Origin of the sequence: Aquisalimonas sp. (assembly GCF_007120195.1) — a bacterium.
In the GTDB taxonomy this organism is placed as follows: Bacteria; Pseudomonadota; Gammaproteobacteria; order Nitrococcales; family Aquisalimonadaceae; genus Aquisalimonas.
This window is the reverse complement of the sequence record NZ_SKOG01000135.1, coordinates 1-16,769: the sequence shown is the minus strand read 5'-3', so window position 1 is coordinate 16,769 and position 16,769 is coordinate 1. Positions and strand designations below refer to the sequence as shown.

Sequence of the window (16,769 nt, the reverse complement as noted above, 5' to 3'; positions counted from 1 at the left end):
AGGCCGAAGATGCCGAAACGCTTCTTCAGGCCCTGCCCCCGGGCATTGTTGATGATGGTCGCGCCCGTTGCGCCGGCTTCTCTGGCAGCGTCAAGAGCCTGGTCCGATCTTTCATCATCGACGAAAACAAGAATCAGTTTGAACTCCATGGCATGACCTTCCCAGTACGTTAATGACCCCATGCTGTGTCAGGCTACATCATTGTGATCGAGAGTCCCGTCCGAACCACTGACGTATTCGCCGGGGCAGTCCCGGCGCCGGTGATTGCTGAACAGCAGAGCGCCGGGTGCGTTGACAGGCCAGACCGATCCCCGTAATGGTCGTGCCTCGATGAACGGATCGCACCACCAGGTCGATCGGCCCGATGGCAACCCGATCACCGACTACGGGGCGTCCGCCGAGTGCCTGGCCCATATACTGTGCAAGGGTTTGGTCGGGCGGGAGCCCGTCGACTGGTACGTCATGGGAGCGGTGCAGCTCCATTAGCGTGCTCTCGGGATCGAGTCTGAGTTCACCAAAGAATTCCTTGTCTTCGGAGCTGGGGCCTTGCGGTCTGGCAAATAACTGGTCCAGCAGATTAACGTACTCAGGCAGCACGAATAGGTAGACGTAATCGCCTGGTTCGAAATTGCCGGCGAGCTCGTAATCCAAAGAGAGACCGTTGCGGACGACCAGCGACGGGCGCGCCCAGCGTGGCAGCGTCTGGCCACCGAGCAGTGGACTCTCCTCCAACACCCGATACACAACCAGTTCGTGCTTGGGATTCCCGGGTAACTCGAGTTCGACTCGTTCGACGGGGCCAAGCTGCGGGGGCACGATCAGATGCAGCCATCGCGCCGTTGGCCGAATCGTCCAGCCCTGGATGAGTAGGGAGGTAAGCACCATGATGATCGCCACGTTCAGATACAGGTCGGCGCCTTCAACACCACTGACCGCGGGGAGAATGCCCAGAAGAATGGAAACGGCACCGCGCAGACCGACCCACGAAGCGAACGCGGTGGTCTGTCGATCATAGCGAAACGGCAGCAGACACAGCCAAACGGCAATGGGGCGCCCGATGAACATGAGGAACAACGCAAGCACAATGGCTGGCAGCGCCACCGGGATGAATTCGGACGGTGTGGCAATCAGCCCCAGCACCAGGAACATGACGATCTGAGCCAGCCACGTCATGCCGTTCTGATAGCGGCGCAGGCTCGCCGTCCCTTTCATGTCCCGGTTGCCTGCCACAATCCCGGCGACATAAACGGCAAGAAAACCGCTCCCGCCGAGATAACCGGTAATCGCGAACAGACACAGTGCAGCGGCCATGACCGCGATCGGATACAGCGCTTCTTCCAGTTGAACCCGGTTGACCACCTCGACAATCGCATACCCTGCGATCAGGCCCGCCACCAAGCCAAGCCCCATTTGCATGCCGAAACCGATGAAAAACGCCTGCGCTAAGCTGTCTGTGGCCGTACCGGAGAGGATCAGTTCTATAAAGAAGATGGTGAGGAAGATCGCCATCGGGTCGTTGGACCCGGATTCCACCTCCAGTAACGAGCGGGCCCGTTTGTAGATCTTGACGCCCCCGGTCCGCAGTAGGAAAAACACGGCGGCGGCGTCGGTGGAACTGATGATTGCCCCAAGCAGGAAGGCGTGCCGCCAAGGAAGATCGAACAGGAACCGCGCCGCGACCCCCACCAAAAGTGCGGTCAACAGAACACCGATGGTGGCCAGCACGATGGCGGGGGCAGCCGCTCGCCGCAGGGTCTGTGTACGCGTGCCGAAGCCGGAATCGAAAAGGATCACGGCGAGGGCAAGGCTGCCCACGAAGTAGGCGGTGTCGACATCGTCGAACACCAGGCCGAGCCCGTCTTCCCCGGCAAGCAACCCGATGCCGAGAAAAACCAGCAACAGGGGCGCTCCAAAGCGAAACGCCAGTACGCTGGTTAATACGGAGACAATGATGAGCCCCGCGCCAATGAGAATCAGTAGGTACATCCACTCCATCGCTTATCCGGTCCGTTTATCTGATCACATTTTGCTGCCCATCCCTGCCTGCATCGGCCCACCGGTGTGACCAAGCTGGCGGCGGCGGGGCATTATCAGAATTGATTCAGGAGGCGAGGGGCGGCGCCCGCGGGGTTAAAGATTAACGCTGAGAGTGGACGAGAAGGGCAAGTGTAAGAGCCGGAAGTGTTGGTGATCAGGGCGAATGAGGACCTGGGCCAGATTCCCGGACTGGCCGCGGTAGTCGTGAGGATCAACATTCGCGGTGGTTGCGCCGGGGCCCAACACAGCAAGAGCCACAATCCCGGCGACGACCACCAGGCGAACCAGATAGGCGACAGGCGACCATCTGTAGTCTCCATCGTTTGCAAAGGGAGTCTTTATCATCAAGATGTCTCAACGCGGCTTGCCCGTATTGCCGCACAAAAGCGTCAATCGGACAACCGTCAGTTGCCAATCGTCCGAGCTCGGGGGTTTGGTGCCTTTTCAGGCAACGGCCAGACAGGGCTACAAAGGCTTGAGCGGAACGTCCGCTTCGCACGACTGCCGTCTTCCATCAGCGCGTGGATCTGCGCCTGAAGTCGACTCTGCGCGTTCTTCGTAAGCCGAACGAGACCCATTCTGTAGAGTTCATTGATTACAAAGGTGTTTTCGAGCCGCGCCGACCTCTCTCTAGCCTTGCTGATCGGTGACTCGCGTTAATAGCGGAGGTTATGCGCGGAGTTCGCAAATCGCGCAAGCGCGGAGAGGGTGTGCCATGCTGAGAAGGCGTGTGCTGGATTCATGACTCAATCAGCGAGGGGGTAATTCGTATGGCACAGATGATGAAGGCCGCTGTATTTGTCGAACCCGGTCTGATTGAGATTGACGACAAGCCGATTCCAAATGTGGGACCCAACGACGCCTTGATACGGGTGACCACCACGACCATCTGCGGCACCGACGTGCATATTCTCAAGGGCGAGTATCCGGTGGAAAAGGGGCTCACGGTCGGTCATGAGCCGGTTGGCGTGATCGAGAAGCTCGGCTCCAGCGTCACCGGCTACTCGGAAGGCCAACGGGTGATTGCCGGCGCCATCTGCCCCAGTTTCACCTCCTATGCTTGTCAGGACGGCTGTGCCGCCCAGGATGGAGGGCACACGGGACATGGCTACAAGCCGATGGGCGGCTGGCGCTTCGGCAATACCATCGACGGCGCCCAGGCTGAGTATTTGGTGGTCCCGGACGCGCAAGCCAATCTCGCGCCGGTTCCCGAGGGTCTGAGCGACGAACAGGTTCTGATGTGTCCGGACATCATGTCGACCGGGTTCGCCGGGGCGGAAGCCGCCGGTATCCGCATTGGCGACTCGGTAACGGTTTTCGCCCAGGGTCCCATTGGACTCTGTGCTACTGCCGGTGCCCGTTTGCGTGGTGCCGGAATGATCATTGCCGTGGATGGCATCGATGAGCGGCTGCGCATGGCGAAACAGCTTGGCGCCGATGTCACCCTGGATTTCCGCCAGGTGGATGTCGTGGAAGAGGTCCTCAGGCTCACCGGCGGACGCGGTGTGGACGCCTCAATTGAAGCGCTGGGGCTGCAGAGTACGTTCGAGGCGGCGCTGCGCGTCCTCAAGCCCGGGGGCACGCTCTCCAGCCTCGGTGTCTACTCCGAGAACCTGCAAATTCCGCTGGGCGCCTTCGCCGCAGGCCTCGGTGATCACAAGATCATTACCTCACTATGCCCGGGAGGCAAGGAGCGCATGCGTCGCCTGATGCGGATGATCGATTCCGGACGCGTCGATCTCGGTGCGATGGTGACTCATCACTATGCGTTGGATGACATTGCCGAGGCCTATGACCTTTTCTCCCACCAGCGCGACGGTGTCCTCAAGGTGGCGGTCAGACCCGGTCAGTGAATGGGCGCTCCACGAATCCCATCCGTGATCTGGTCTGACCCGTTGCCGACCTTCCCCCAATATCCACCGGGGAGCCGCGGTCCAGGGCCGAGAAGGCATTGGCCAGTGTCACCTTCCCCTAGTGTCCTGTAACCGAAATGCGTTGTCTTTTGCTTGTCGGTGCGCCGAAGAGGAGTAACTCAACATTCGTCCCTTTATTGCCACAGGAGGATGAATTAGTTGCCGTTCCCGGATCGCTTACCCTGCGCGGCAGTCCGTGATCATTTTCGCACTACTCGCGCAACTGCGCGCGACCGATAGTGTTCATGTCCGTACCGAACCAGATGGCGTTGCTGTCCGGGTCGTACACCATGTGCCGTACGTTGCCGCCGCCGCTGGGCACCTCGAAGGCATCGGTCCAGGTCTCCCTGCGGGTGTCGAATGCGACGAACCGATTGGGCATAACGCCGGTCTCCACGATCCAGAAGCGGTCCTCGCTGTCCATGGCAACCGCGTACGGGCGGGAATCGCCCGCCGAGGGTGCGCGCCACTCTTCCACCTCGCCGGTGTTCGGATCGTAACGGCCAATGTATCCAGTGGCGTAATCGCCATACCACACGAGTCCCCCGGACGACACGGCCAGGCGGCGCGGGCGGGTGTCCGCCCGGGGCAGTTCGATCTCCACCAGTTCACCCGACTCCACGGTCGCCAGCCGATTTGTGCCGAAAAGCACGGCCCATGGCTGCCCGTCGTGAGCCACGATACCGTAGGGGCGGGCGCGGTTCGTGGCCACCTCGTGCATGGTGAACGTCTCGCTTTCTGTATCGAAAAGACCGATGCGGTTGGCGTGCTGCTCGGTGAACCAGATGTTGCCCTCACTGGTGAAGGCCATGGTGTGGACGTCCCGGGAGCCGTCGCCCGGCGGCACGAACCGCTGAATATCACCGCTGTCCGGATCGATCAGGCCGATGTGCGCCGCCCGGTTTCCGGCATACCAAGCTCCACGCTCATCGCTGATTACCGTATGCGGTCCGGCGCCCTCTTCCAGTGGGTATTCGTGGAACTCCCCGGTGGACGGCGTCAGACGCCCGACGTAGTGGGTGTCCTGGCCCACGAACCAGACGGAATCGTCGCCACCCACCCAGGGATCGCGTGAACGGGTACCGTCGTAAGGCACATCCCACTCCTGGATTTCCAGTTGCACACCGCTGGAGTTTGAGTCGGCATCCGCAAACGCGGCACTCGCGCCCAGACTGATGACCGCAAACGTCGACAGAGCAAGTCCTTTCAGCATGGCCGGTTTCCATTGTTGAGGCCCCACAGCAGGGCGATCGGGCTCATTGTCTCTCTTGCTAAGGATAGAACAGTGGAAACAGGGACGGACATCCGGCGTGGAGATGCCTGAAACGGGCAGCCCCCAGACCCGGGTAACCTGCAGCCGCGTCGCCGGTCGCCTCATCTGCGATCATAGGCGGCCACCGGAATCGCGGAGTATGACTGTCTGATCAGGTCTGGAGTCGCACTTCGCCATGCACTCCAACAGGTAATGCCAGTCGCCCTTGGCCTTACTCCCGCGCCAGCAGTCGATCTCGGTGAAGGTGGACAATGCGCGTCTCGTCGCGCTCATGCATCCAGGGCGCTGGCCCTGCATAGCAGTCCCAGTCGTTAGCATGAGGCCCGGTTCCTTTTCAACCCGGTGTTCACGAGCGCCATCCTTGGCCCCCATGCGTTCGCGCTGGCGTTGACGGGCTTTCTGATGCTCAGTGTCTGGAAGCTGCCGGCGTCGGCGGTCGTGATCGTCGTGGCCACAGGCGGGACTCTGATCGCTCCTTGAACAGGTGCGGGCGCACCACCACCGACGGAGGGAACACGAACCGATGATGTTGATCCGGATCAACCATAGGAACGGCCACCCGTCGTAGCTTGGACAGAGCACATCCACAATCAGACGGAGCAGGCACATGCGATCCTTCAAGCCGACACTTGTCGTCATGGCTCTCAGCCTTGCGTTCACCACCACCGCCTTCGGCCAGAATGGCGACGATTTGGCCCATCGCGACGACTTCACCATGAACTCGATTAGTGGCGGCGATTTCCGCAACTATGTCTCGGACGCCATTATCGAAGACGACATCTGGGGGCATTCCATGCGCACCCTGGGCGTATTCCACAACCATATGCACGAGCTCATGAGCGAGTATGCCCGGCACGCCGCCGAGGATATGGGCTCGGAGCATGTACCGGAATTCGGGAACCGGATCTCCGGTGGGCAATGGACGGACTACCGAAAAAATCTCGAGGATGCGGGCGAGACCTCGGCCTGGGCGGATTTCGTCCAGGTGACAGAGATCATGCATGACCGTGTCCACCACGCCATGTACACCAGTGCACTGTATGACCAGAAAACCCGCGATCGGGACGTGAATCTGGCGGATTACGTTGGCAACAGGGCACCTCACGACCAGGCGGACACCATCCCTGAGCGCGGGGATCTCGACATGGACTACGCGTCCAGCAACGCCTTCCGTTCACTGGTGTGGGACTACGAATTCGAGGGCGAGCGCCTGAACGCGGCGATGCAGAAAATGACCGTCTTCGACAACATGCTCAGTGACTTGATGACGCAGTGGGCGTTCTACGGAGCAACGAAGGATGACGAGGCGTGCCGCCCACCGGAGTTCGGCTCGCGCATCTCCGGAGCGCAGTGGAGCGAGTATGCAGACTGGGTGACCGACTGCAGCGACGACACCTGGCGGGACCTGATTAAGATCACGGAGCTGATGCATGATCGCATCCATCACATGATGTATGCCGTGATGATCCATGACGGCGAAGCCCATGGCCGCGAGAACGAGGTAAAAGGACTGCTGGAGTAGTGGCCATAGCGGACAGCAGTCTGGAGCGAGTGACTGTCCGCCTTGGGTCGCTTTTGCCATGTCCGATACTCGCTCGCCAGCGATGACTCCGTGGCCGGTCTATGCAAGAGTTCCCGGGCCCGGGGTTCGTGGCGTACTCCCGGAAATGCGGATCTAGTGTCCTGTCCAGTAAATACGTTGCGAAAATTGGCGTGGATCCTGACGGTACCTGGCAAGGCGCGCCGACGAGGCGTAGCGGGGACTACGGCGAGGAGGCGCAACGCCGCCAGGGGCCGTCAGGGCCGCGACAATCGTAACGTTATTTGCGGGACAGGGCACTAGTGGCGTTGTTGCCAGTTAATTGTCTGCGATGCGGCTCTATACTCGGCGCAACGCCCCGCGCGCGGCCTCCGCGAGGTACACGGCGAAAGGTCCTTCCTGGCCGCCGGAGATGAACAGGCTGACTGAGGCGATGTGCGAGGCATCCAGGGGTGGGGCATTGGGGAGTGTTCGGCCGCGTAGCCGTGGGATGAAACCCCGGAAGGGAAGCTCGATGGTTTGCCACAGCCCGGCTTCGGTCGTGAAGCCGTGTTGGTACACCGGCGCATTGCGGTCCTGGTGCATGCGCAACCCGAGCTTGTAGTCCTTGCCGTCGCCGCAGACACGCAGCCGCAGTCCGTAAAAGGCGCTCAGGTCGACGACCGGGATGTCGGCTTTGACGGAGGCGAATCCGCCGCCATTGGCAAGGCTGACCTTCCCATGGAAGACGCTGGTGGTGGCATCAACTGGCTCTAGCGTCCCGGACGACTGCCCGCCCATGACCGGATCACCGATCGACTGCCACGGGACATGGCCGTCCTGGTGACCGAAGCGAACCAACAGGAGCGTTTCAGCATCAGAACCCATGATTGCCGGCCAGATGATGTTGCCGCATGGTGACGGTACGCGAGCACACCGAACGAAACTCCGCGCTGGAGCTTTCGGTGATGATACCGGCTTGGAACGAAGCCGCCTTCCTCCCGAAGACGCTGGATGCGCTCGCCGGCGCCGGCCGGGATGCCGGGCTTACGCTGGAAGTAATCGTGGTCAATAACGCCTCGACCGATGCTACCCGTGACGTCGCGCGGGCGCACGGGGTGCGGGTCGTCGACGAGCCCGAGCGACGGATCGCGGCTGTTCGCAATGCCGGTGCTGCCGCCGCGCGAGCGCCCTGGTTGCTCTTCCTCGACGCGGATACGGGGGTGACACGGGAACATTTGAGTGCGGTCGCGGATGCGCTTAGCGATGGGTACGCCGGTGGCGGTGCTCCCATCGCGTTCGACGCGCCCGTGCCTCGGTTCTACACCGCGGGCGTGGTTGTATGGAACGCGCTGGCCCGCCGCCTCAAGCTGGCCGCAGGAAGTTTTGTCTTTGCAAGGGCGGACCTGCACCGCGCCGTCGGAGGTTTCGATGGGCGCGCCTACGCGGGCGAAGAGCTCGGCTACTCACGCGCGCTTCGGCGACAGGGGCGGCGCTATGGGCTGGACTTCGGTGTGCTCGTCACCGCGCCTGTGGTGAGTTCTGCGCGCAAAACCCAGTGGTACGCCCCGTGGCAGCACGCCCTGGTGCTGGTTACCTTCCTGCTGTTCCCCTGGGCGGGACGCTTCCGTCGCTTGACGTGGTTCTGGTACCTGCGTCCGAAACAACACGCCGAACGCCGGTGAGCCGCGATGCGACGTCCCAACCGCGGGCCAGGATCAGCGCGGTTCGTCAGCCGCTGTCCGCTTCATACTGAGGACGTGACCCCACTACTGTGTATCGCATCAGCCCGTGCCTCTGCGAAGGATACCAGGCGCTGCTTGTGCTCATCCCACAGCGCAAGCGATATGGACGCCAGGCTTTGCCGCAACGTGATGCGGCCAACATTCCGAAGTTCAGGGTAATCCCGCAGCACTTCGGGCAGCCGGTATGACGGAATGCGGCTACACAAGTGGTGGACATGGTGCACGCCGATATTAGCGCTGAACCACCGCAGGACGCCCGGCAATACGTAGTGTGAACTGCCGTTGATGGCTGCTTGATCGAAGCTCCACTCATCCTGATGCTTCCAGTAGGTGTCTTCAAACTGGTGCTGGACGTAGAACAGCCAGACGCCGATCACGGAGGCGACCAGGGTAATGGGTAGCTGCACGAGCAGAAAGGGGCCTAGGCCAACGAGCCAGATCATGCCGGCAACGACAAGGGCGATGGCTGCATTGGTGCCCAGGGTGCTCACCCAGGGCATCCACCCTGACCGCATGAAACCCACGGGCAGGCGGTGGTCCAGCAGGAAGATGTACATCGGGCCGATACCGAACAGGATTATTGGGTGACGGTACAGGCGATAGCGCAGCCTGCGCATCCGCGGGAGGGCCTGATACTCACGCACGGTCAGCGTATCGATACCGCCGATATTCGGGCGGTCTAGGTTGCCAGAGCTGGCGTGATGGACAGCGTGACTGTGACGCCAGTGGTCATAAGGCGTCAGGGTCAGTACCCCGATGACCCGCCCGATCCAGTTGTTGGCGCGCCGAGAACGAAAAAACGATCCGTGGCTGCAATCATGCTGGATCATGAACAAACGCACGAGAAACGCTCCTGCCGGCACGGCGAGGATCAGGCCAATCCAGTAGCCTGCGTTCAGGGCGCTCCACGTCAACCCCCACAGCAGCACGAACGGGATTGCCGTAATCAGGATTTCCCCAACACTTCGCGCGACCCTGGGCCCACAGTAGTGGCTCAGTGAGCGTCGCAGCGCTCGTGGGTTGTCCGTAGTACCAAAGTTCGACGCTTGCACACTCATCCTGCGGACCTCTGCCTTTTACGGCACATGCAAGTGCCAGCCTGTTAATCCCGGCCTGACCTTGCGGATCGCTGGACTTCACGACAGACCCGATTCCAGGGCGGTTTCGGATATCCAGACGCGGTCCATCGACCATCTGCCAAAGTTGTAGGGTGGGTCGAAAAGTGGATGTCGTCTGTGCGGAATGAAACATGGGGTGATCGGGCGCCATAATGTGGCGCTCAGAAATGGACCCCCGGCCCTGGACAGCGGGCCGCCCCCTGAGAGGGGGACGGAGGACACAAACACTTTATTGAGGCTGCCGCTGAGCCCATGACCGAAATACCGCCTTCCAACGACAGTCGCTGCCCCTGGTGTCTCGGCTTTGCCGAATACGTCCGGTATCACGACGAGGAATGGGGCGTCCCCCAGCGAGATGATCGGCGGCTGTTCGAGAAGCTCATTCTTGAGGGTGCCCAAGCGGGCTTGTCCTGGGCCACCATCCTGAAGAAACGCGAGGCCTATCGGCGCGCCTTCGACGGCTTCGATCCGGAACGTATGGCCCGTTTTACGGACCGGGACATGCAACGCTTGCTGTCCAATCCCGGCATTGTCCGTAACCGTCTGAAGATCCGCTCGGCCATCGGCAACGCGCGTGCCTGGTTGTCGCTTTGCGAACAGGAAGCATCGCCATCACGCTGGCTCTGGCGCTATGTCGACGGCATGCCACGCATCAATCACTTCCGCCGCTGTCAGGACGTTCCTGCCAGCACAGCGGAATCCGAAGCCATGAGTCGTGACCTGCGCCGGCTCGGTTTTCGTTTCGCCGGCCCCACGATCTGTTATGCTTTCATGCAGTCCATTGGCATGGTCAATGATCATCTGGTGAGCTGCCCGCGGCACGCCGAACTGAGCACCCCCTGAAAACCGCCGCCGCGGCACCCTGGGCCGGGCTCTACCTGAGTAGCCACGCCCCCGCGATATTCGTGGTTCTGCTGGCCGCGCTTCCGCTCGTCTTCAACACGCCGACACCCGACGCCTGAGCGAGCGCCACGGTGCTGGCCCTGCTGTTCGCGCCGTCCAACCTATTGCAGGGGATCGAGAACCGGGGCCATCGCCGGACCGCCGGGAAACCAACACCGTGTCCCCGCGCCCCTGAGCCGGGCGCACGCAGGACTGCAGCACATCCCAGAGGGCGACCCGGTTAGCGTGGACCAGGGCCACCGCAAGCGGCTGCTGCTGGATGCCGAGGGACGCACCGTGGGGCGCCGCCTGGCGCTGGCCTACCAGCCCCACCGGAAGGCATGCCTCCTGCCGTCGGGCGAACCTGGGCCATCCAGGTCCGCCAGTGGGCGGACAGCGAACCGGATTACGCCCAGGGGCTGCGATTTGAGCGCCGGGAGCTGGTGCTGCCAGAGCTGGTGTACGAATAACGCGAGCCGATTCGGACGACTCCAGGACAGTGTCGGCGACAAGCTACTGCCAGCTTACCTATAAGCAGTCGCAGAGCGACCTGGCCCATGATCGACAATCTCGATCGTGCCGAACGCCTGGCTTCATTGACTCGGCGGACTTTTGGTTCGCAACGATCTATTTCGCCACGCAGCACACCAACCGGGATCGCATCGTCGACTACAGGGGGCGCCAACCCCTTACTGTAGTGCAGTCCCGTGCGTAACTGCGCCGGTTCGATGAATAGCGCTGGAGCATGGGCGTGGATGCATAGCCATCGGATGTGTTTTGCTCACTGGTCGGGAGGCTAGAGAAGAATCCAACGGGAGCTATTGACGGAAAGGGCACTCGTGGGTACAGTATTTGTACAAGGACGCGAGGCTGGCAAGAGCTAGGGAGTTTGAGGCTCCCGCCTTGTGCACATCGTCGCATTCTGATCGCAGCGCTAGCGCTGAAGCTGCCGCGCTCGACAGAAAGGCCAAACAGTTCAGCGACTACGTATTCACCGGCTCTTTCGACCGGTCTGGTTCTCCTCCAGGCGACTCCCAAGTCGCCCTTTACGCCCCCTCGCCCGAGGGGGTTTTTTTTGGCCGCTTGGTTAATCACTTGATCCCGCATTCTAATCAGCACGGGACGCTTGGCAAGGATTATTGATGGTGCGTCGCAACAGGCTGTCCTGCTGGCAACAAATCAATGGGGTAGCGCTGACCCACCGGCTCGATGGGTTGCAGGATGAGTGATCAGTTCAAGGATAAGTCGATGACGACCACGATCACGAGAGCCGCTGCCGCAGGCCAAGGACTTCGCAGGACAACGCCAAACAGGACCAGCGGGATGAGGACGGTCAGCGCGGCCAGGACGTGGGGCAACTCCGCCAGGCCGCTTGCAGACATAATCCATACATAAACAAGTCCCAGGACGCCAAGCAGCAGCCCGAGCCAGACATCGCGGTTACGAATGCGTGATGACATGAGCGCTGTCCCGCTTGCTGTTCAGTCACATTGGCTCCGAAATTCCAGGAGCCGCAGGTTCTCTCCTCGGCTTCGACTCGACCTAATTCAACCGCGTGCTGGACGCCCCAATATCCAGTGACGAAGCCTCGGGTTACCTCCGGCTGACAAAGGGTGCGCTGCGGCGAGGGGCCTGAGAATTAGCCGCGGATGACATGCCTCTCCCTGAGGTAGCGCCGGGCTTCCCCAAGCAGAGCCTGCTCTAGCGCCTGCAGATCTTCGCTCTCTTTTCTCGGCTTCGAGTCTTCGGTTTGCGACGCTTTGCTGCGCCATTCGAATTCTTGGTCGATCTGCGCGAGGAGCTGGTACAGAGCCTTGTCAGGCCAGACTTCTCGGTTCTTGATGGCACTATGAATGGACTTCGCCATTTCTATTCTCCCATGCTCGTCTCGTTTGGTACCCACGGCACCCGCTCGCACCGTCCGCCGCGGGCATCGGGCGTGCGTTCATTCATCCAGGGATGATTTCAGGAGTGTTTGACGTCGTCGGCCAGCTGTATAAGTATTGTAACGGTTATTTTCTGAGAGACAATAATGACCGCACCATTGTTCGTCCTGAGAGCCCGCAGCGGTATCGGTGAGGCTGACGACTCGGCGGCTATGGCGGCGTTTTTGCTGAGGCCTGAAGCGGGCTGGATCACGGGACAGGTGTCCCCGGTGGATGGGAGGCCGGGGTGCATTGCGTGGGCGAGGCCAGTAACTGGGTCGTGCCTGTGGCTCCCGGTATCTGCGGATACTGCAACCGTCGGCGGAATCATTCGGCAAAACGTCAGCCGATTCATGAGGTTGCCTCCCGGATCGGGGCACACGGCGAAAATCGAGGTGATAACGATGAGATGTGCGTGAGTGATGTCCGCAAACCAGAGGCGTTCGCCACAGCGGCGCAAAAGAAGCCGGTGGTGGAGCTGCGCCGGTGATGTAGGCATAGTTCGAGGCACTTACGACCATGAACCGCAAACACAAGGCACCACTGATACTGCTGGCCGTGCTGCCGCTCCTGCTTTCCCCGGCACTGCTCGCCGGGGAGAACGAAGAGGGGCTGGCGCTGCTGCGCGAGGGCATGGCGGTGCTAGTGCTGCGCCATGCCCTGGCACCGGGCACCGGCGACCCTGCCGAATTCGAGATCAGTGACTGCTCGACCCAGCGCAACCTCAATGACGAGGGCCGGGCGCAGGCGCGCGCCTGGAAGCCGTTTCTGCGGGAGCACGGCATCGACAAGGCACGGGTGTTCTCCAGCCAGTGGTGCCGCAGCCTGGACACCGCCGAGGAAATGGACCTGGGTGGGGTGGAAGAATTCCCGCCGCTTAACTCCTTCTTTGGAGGCCGGGGCGACCGCGATGAACAGACGCGCGAGACCATACAACAGGTCAACGCCATGGGCGAGGGCGAGCCCATCATCCTGGTCTCCCACCAAGTCAACACCACGGCCCTCACTGGAGTCTACCCCGCCTCCAACGAGGGGGTGATCATCCGCCTGCCGCTGGAGCGGGGCAAAGGCGTCCTCGCCAAAGTCACCCCCGAAACCGATTAACGGCGCCTCCGAAGATGCATCTCCGGGGCGCCGGAGGTGGAGCGCCCCGGCTTCTGCGGAGGCCGTTGTTGGTTGTGGGTCAGACCGCCTGGCCAAAGCGCGAATGTCAAGGTACGACCCTGAGTGGTCATTGGCCTGCCATCCGCTCGGCGTCCGCTTTGCAGTTGGAGGAGGGATAGCACACCGCCCATTGATTGTTTGCCACCGTTCACCCTGCTATGTCTATTGCGGACACGGCGTAGACTTGGCCGCCATTGCTAGAGCCCGAGTAGAGTGAAGGCCCAGTTCTGGAGTTCACGGTGACCTGCGCGGCATGTGGCCAGCAGAATACCGAGGTTATGCCAACTGACGCGTGTCGGTGGCTCTATGAGTGTGCCGGCTGTAGGACGTTGATCCGGCCGAAACCTAGGGACTGCAGCGTTCCCTGTAAACGCAACCCCCGCTACCTAGCAGTCACGCGCCCTTGCGCGGGAGACTGAGGCGGTCCAGGCGCAGCCGTTCGCGATCATCGAATAGGCGGCGCGCACCGATCAGAACCGAGGCCACGGTGCCGAAACCGGTGCCAACGGTAATCAGGAACATCACCAATATCTGATACTTGACCGCCAGGGCAGGCGGCGTCCCGGCGAGGATCTGGCCGGTCATCATGCCGGGGAGGCTGACCACCCCTGCTGCAGCCATGGCGTTGATGGTGGGAATCATGCCCGTGCGCATGGCGTCGCGACGGATGTCACCGATCGCCGTGGACCAGCTCTGGCCGAGCATCAGCCGCCCTTCGATCACCTGGCGCTGCTGCCAGGCCGTATCGGTGAGGCGGTCGAGACCGAGGGCGATACCGGTCATGGTATTGCCGAGCATCATCCCGAGCAGAGGGATGGAGTACTGCGGCGTGTACCACGGCTCCGGGCCAATGACTACTGTCAGTGCGAATGCCGCCACGGTGAACGATGACAGGAACATGGACACGGTCCCGATACCGAACGCCCAGCCACCTGTAAGGCGCCGGTTCTGGCGGGCCATCACCTCACGGCCGGCGATCAGCACCATGGCCACGCCCATGAGCACCACCCATTGCAGGGCGGCGAAGGCGAAGAGCGTCTCCAGTACCAGGCCGATCAGAGCGAGCTGGATGACCGTGCGCACCGCGGCGATCAGTAGGTCCCGCGACACCCCCATCCGCGCCAGGTGGGTGCACACGGCCAGGCCGAGCACCAGCAGGGAGGTGCCCGCCAGGGACCACCAGGTGATCTCGATTACGTCCACGCCACGGTCTCCAGACTGTTGCCGTTGATGCGCAGGTGACGCCCGGCGATGCGCTTTACTTGCGCCATGTCGTGCGCTACCCAGAGCACCGTGAGCCTTTCGGCGCGGATCCGGCGAAGCAACCACGCCTCCACGCGCTCGGTGGTGGCGGCATCGAGGTTCGCAGTCGGTTCGTCGAGCAGCAGTGCCCGCGGCTTGTGGGCCATCATCCTCAGCAGCGCGGCCCGCTGGCGCTCCCCGGAGGACAGCCGTGTCACCGGCCAGCCCAGGGCGTCCGCCGGCAGACCCACGGCAGCAAGATCCGCCGCTTCCGGGCACGCGGGAAAGTGGGCGCCCACCCGCTCAAACCACCAGGGGGCCTCCGCGGGCAACAGCATGACCTGCTGCCGCCATTGGTGGGCCGAAACGCCTCCTTGGTGGTCATCACCCCACCACACGTCACCGGAGTGAGGGTCGAGATCGGCGATGGCGCGCAACAGGCGGCTCTTGCCGCCACCTGACGGCCCGGAAAGGCAGACGACCTCACCCGGATCGACGGTCAGGGACACGCCGGTGAGGCAGCCGCAGTCCAGATCGCGAATCGTCAGGCGGGCCGGGGTGTCGAGCATGCGCTGGAGTATGCCAGAGAGGCTGCCCTGGAGCGTAGGCGGCGGTTACGAGGTGCCGTCGCTGCCTCGCCCCAACTGTGACGGTGAGCCCGCGCCCCGGCTGCCTTGCACGCTATGCGCGCCTGCGGGTAGAGTCGCCCGACCGTTTCGGCGCTGAGTTTCGTCCATGCAACAGCAGGTCTTCAGGCAACCGTTCACCGGGTGCCAGCCGGCGTTTACTGTTTGCGAACAACAGGCCCGCCAACCTTCTCCAGGCTCAGGAGCAATGCTGTGACAGATCATCGGGTCGAGGCTGCAGGGAACGCTCACCCCACGGCGCCGCCTTATCCCAGTTTGCGTGAAGCTGCATGGACGTGGGCACGGGTGGCCTTGCTCAGCTTCGGCGGCCCGGCCGGGCAGATCGCAGTGATGCACCGCATTCTCGTGGACGAGAAACGCTGGATCGGCGAAGCGCGGTTCCTGCACGCCCTCAATTTCTCGATGCTGCTGCCCGGGCCGGAAGCCCAGCAGCTTGCCATCTACGTCGGATGGCTTCTGCACCGCACAGTCGGTGGGGTGATCGCCGGCGTCTTCTTCGTCCTTCCCGGTGTCGTCGCCATCATGGCGTTGAGTTGGCTTTATGCCCTCTACGGCAATATCGGTTTTGTCGAGGCACTGTTCTTCGGACTCAAGGCGGCCGTGCTCGCCATCGTGCTGCAGGCCGTTGTCCGAATTGCCGGCCGGGCCTTGCGCAATTCGGCGATGTACGTGCTTAGCGCCGCGTCCTTCATTGCGATTTTCGTCTTCGGCGTGGCGTTCCCGCTGATCATCCTTACGGCCGCACTCATCGGCTACCTGGGCAGCCGCTCCGGGCTCGGCGCGTTCAAACCCGGCAACGGTCACGGATCAACGGGGAGCTCCAAGGTCACCGACGCGCAAAGCGCCCTGGGCGAGGGTGTGCCCGCCCACGCTCATCCGGAGCACGGGCAGCCCCTTCGCATGGCCGGCATCTGCCTCGCGCTCTGGCTAACGCCAACACTGGCCCTGCTGGCGTTCCTCGGACCCGGCAACGTCTTCACCCAGATTGCCGGCTTCTTCAGCGCCATGGCGGTGGTGACGTTCGGCGGTGCCTACGCCGTGCTTGCGTGGGTTGCGCAGGCCGCCGTGGAGACCTTCGGCTGGCTGACCCCCGGGGAGATGCTGGACGGACTGGGTATGGCCGAGACGACGCCCGGGCCGCTCATCATGGTCACCCAGTTCGTCGGCTTCATGGGCGCGTTCCGGGAGGCGGTGGACATGTCACCGCTACTCGCGGCCACCCTCGGCGGTTTGCTGACAACGTGGGTAACTTTTGTGCCGTGCTTCCTGTGGATCTTCCTCGGCGCACCTTACGTGGAGAGGCT

16 protein-coding genes are annotated in these 16,769 nt (G+C 62.2%); 8 read left to right on the top strand and 8 right to left on the bottom strand.

The window, feature by feature from the left end:
• Window positions 1–198: 198 nt before the first annotated feature.
• On the bottom strand, window positions 199–1,995 hold the full coding sequence (locus QZT63_RS09930) for a potassium/proton antiporter (protein WP_290650801.1): 1,797 nt from the start codon (window positions 1,993–1,995) through the stop codon (window positions 199–201).
• Between the two features lie 812 nt (window positions 1,996–2,807).
• Between QZT63_RS09930 and QZT63_RS09925 the strand changes: the two genes are divergently transcribed.
• Window positions 2,808–3,890: an NAD(P)-dependent alcohol dehydrogenase gene (locus QZT63_RS09925; RefSeq protein WP_290650800.1), complete on the top strand. Its 1,083-nt coding sequence runs from the start codon at window positions 2,808–2,810 to the stop codon at window positions 3,888–3,890.
• A 271-nt stretch (window positions 3,891–4,161) separates the two neighbouring features.
• Here QZT63_RS09925 and QZT63_RS09920 read toward each other — a convergent pair whose 3' ends face one another.
• A complete protein-coding gene (locus QZT63_RS09920; protein ID WP_290650798.1) occupies window positions 4,162–5,163 on the bottom strand; it encodes a lyase in 1,002 nt (333 codons plus the stop codon).
• Window positions 5,164–5,830: 667 nt separating this feature from the next.
• On the opposite strand from QZT63_RS09920, the gene QZT63_RS09915 reads away from it, so the two are divergent.
• The gene (locus tag QZT63_RS09915; RefSeq protein WP_290650796.1) at window positions 5,831–6,745 is read left to right on the top strand and encodes a hypothetical protein; all 915 of its coding nucleotides are present in this window, start codon (window positions 5,831–5,833) and stop codon (window positions 6,743–6,745) included.
• A gap of 357 nt (window positions 6,746–7,102) precedes the next feature.
• Here the strand turns inward: QZT63_RS09915 and QZT63_RS09910 are convergent, their stop codons facing one another.
• A complete protein-coding gene (locus QZT63_RS09910; protein ID WP_290650794.1) occupies window positions 7,103–7,630 on the bottom strand; it encodes a CIA30 family protein in 528 nt (175 codons plus the stop codon).
• Between the two features lie 26 nt (window positions 7,631–7,656).
• Between QZT63_RS09910 and QZT63_RS09905 the strand changes: the two genes are divergently transcribed.
• Window positions 7,657–8,427, top strand: coding sequence for a glycosyltransferase (locus tag QZT63_RS09905; protein ID WP_290650792.1), 771 nt, complete (start codon window positions 7,657–7,659; stop codon window positions 8,425–8,427).
• 62 nt (window positions 8,428–8,489) lie between these two features.
• Here the strand turns inward: QZT63_RS09905 and QZT63_RS09900 are convergent, their stop codons facing one another.
• Window positions 8,490–9,545 carry a fatty acid desaturase gene (locus QZT63_RS09900; protein ID WP_290650790.1) on the bottom strand — a complete coding sequence of 352 codons (1,056 nt, stop codon included), beginning with the start codon at window positions 9,543–9,545 and terminating at the stop codon, window positions 8,490–8,492.
• Between the two features lie 312 nt (window positions 9,546–9,857).
• On the opposite strand from QZT63_RS09900, the gene QZT63_RS09895 reads away from it, so the two are divergent.
• On the top strand, window positions 9,858–10,448 hold the full coding sequence (locus tag QZT63_RS09895; protein WP_290650788.1) for a DNA-3-methyladenine glycosylase I: 591 nt from the start codon (window positions 9,858–9,860) through the stop codon (window positions 10,446–10,448).
• A gap of 380 nt (window positions 10,449–10,828) precedes the next feature.
• Complete coding sequence (locus QZT63_RS09890) at window positions 10,829–10,957, top strand: hypothetical protein (protein ID WP_290650786.1); 129 nt, start codon at window positions 10,829–10,831, stop codon at window positions 10,955–10,957.
• Window positions 10,958–11,716: 759 nt separating this feature from the next.
• Here the strand turns inward: QZT63_RS09890 and QZT63_RS09885 are convergent.
• Both QZT63_RS09885 and QZT63_RS09880 read right to left on the bottom strand, forming a co-directional pair.
• Window positions 11,717–11,947 (bottom strand): hypothetical protein, encoded by a 231-nt coding sequence (locus QZT63_RS09885; protein ID WP_290650784.1) that lies wholly within the window; start codon window positions 11,945–11,947, stop codon window positions 11,717–11,719.
• Window positions 11,948–12,126: 179 nt separating this feature from the next.
• Window positions 12,127–12,354: a hypothetical protein gene (locus QZT63_RS09880; RefSeq protein ID WP_290650782.1), complete on the bottom strand. Its 228-nt coding sequence runs from the start codon at window positions 12,352–12,354 to the stop codon at window positions 12,127–12,129.
• Window positions 12,355–12,931: 577 nt separating this feature from the next.
• Between QZT63_RS09880 and QZT63_RS09875 the strand changes: the two genes are divergently transcribed.
• Entirely contained in the window at window positions 12,932–13,516 is a 585-nt protein-coding gene (locus QZT63_RS09875) for a histidine phosphatase family protein (protein WP_290650780.1), read from the top strand.
• A gap of 287 nt (window positions 13,517–13,803) precedes the next feature.
• Window positions 13,804–13,995, top strand: coding sequence for a GDCCVxC domain-containing (seleno)protein (locus tag QZT63_RS09870; protein WP_290650803.1), 192 nt, complete (start codon window positions 13,804–13,806; stop codon window positions 13,993–13,995).
• On the opposite strand, the gene fetB is transcribed toward QZT63_RS09870, so the two are convergent.
• Together fetB and QZT63_RS09860 are read right to left on the bottom strand one after the other, a co-directional pair.
• Window positions 13,970–14,779, bottom strand: a complete 810-nt coding sequence (fetB, locus tag QZT63_RS09865) for an iron export ABC transporter permease subunit FetB (protein ID WP_290650778.1) — start codon at window positions 14,777–14,779, stop codon at window positions 13,970–13,972. The genes QZT63_RS09870 and fetB overlap by 26 nt on opposite strands.
• A complete protein-coding gene (locus QZT63_RS09860) occupies window positions 14,770–15,387 on the bottom strand; it encodes an ATP-binding cassette domain-containing protein (protein ID WP_290650776.1) in 618 nt (205 codons plus the stop codon). Before QZT63_RS09860 ends, fetB begins: the two co-directional genes overlap by 10 nt.
• A gap of 270 nt (window positions 15,388–15,657) precedes the next feature.
• Between QZT63_RS09860 and chrA the strand changes: the two genes are divergently transcribed.
• The coding region (chrA, locus tag QZT63_RS09855) for a chromate efflux transporter (RefSeq protein WP_290650774.1) at window positions 15,658–16,769 on the top strand (1,112 nt) is incomplete at its 3' end.

Coding starts and splice junctions, on each gene's coding strand:
- QZT63_RS09920 (WP_290650798.1), bottom strand. CDS start 5,163: ATGCTGAAAGGACTTGCTCTGTCGACGTTTGCGGTCATCAGTCTGGGC.
- QZT63_RS09905 (WP_290650792.1), top strand. CDS start 7,657: ATGGTGACGGTACGCGAGCACACCGAACGAAACTCCGCGCTGGAGCTT.
- QZT63_RS09875 (WP_290650780.1), top strand. CDS start 12,932: ATGAACCGCAAACACAAGGCACCACTGATACTGCTGGCCGTGCTGCCG.
- QZT63_RS09910 (WP_290650794.1), bottom strand. CDS start 7,630: ATGGGTTCTGATGCTGAAACGCTCCTGTTGGTTCGCTTCGGTCACCAG.
- QZT63_RS09860 (WP_290650776.1), bottom strand. CDS start 15,387: ATGCTCGACACCCCGGCCCGCCTGACGATTCGCGATCTGGACTGCGGC.
- QZT63_RS09930 (WP_290650801.1), bottom strand. CDS start 1,995: ATGGAGTGGATGTACCTACTGATTCTCATTGGCGCGGGGCTCATCATT.
- QZT63_RS09925 (WP_290650800.1), top strand. CDS start 2,808: ATGGCACAGATGATGAAGGCCGCTGTATTTGTCGAACCCGGTCTGATT.
- QZT63_RS09885 (WP_290650784.1), bottom strand. CDS start 11,947: ATGTCATCACGCATTCGTAACCGCGATGTCTGGCTCGGGCTGCTGCTT.
- QZT63_RS09900 (WP_290650790.1), bottom strand. CDS start 9,545: ATGAGTGTGCAAGCGTCGAACTTTGGTACTACGGACAACCCACGAGCG.
- QZT63_RS09890 (WP_290650786.1), top strand. CDS start 10,829: ATGCCTCCTGCCGTCGGGCGAACCTGGGCCATCCAGGTCCGCCAGTGG.
- QZT63_RS09895 (WP_290650788.1), top strand. CDS start 9,858: ATGACCGAAATACCGCCTTCCAACGACAGTCGCTGCCCCTGGTGTCTC.
- QZT63_RS09880 (WP_290650782.1), bottom strand. CDS start 12,354: ATGGCGAAGTCCATTCATAGTGCCATCAAGAACCGAGAAGTCTGGCCT.
- QZT63_RS09915 (WP_290650796.1), top strand. CDS start 5,831: ATGCGATCCTTCAAGCCGACACTTGTCGTCATGGCTCTCAGCCTTGCG.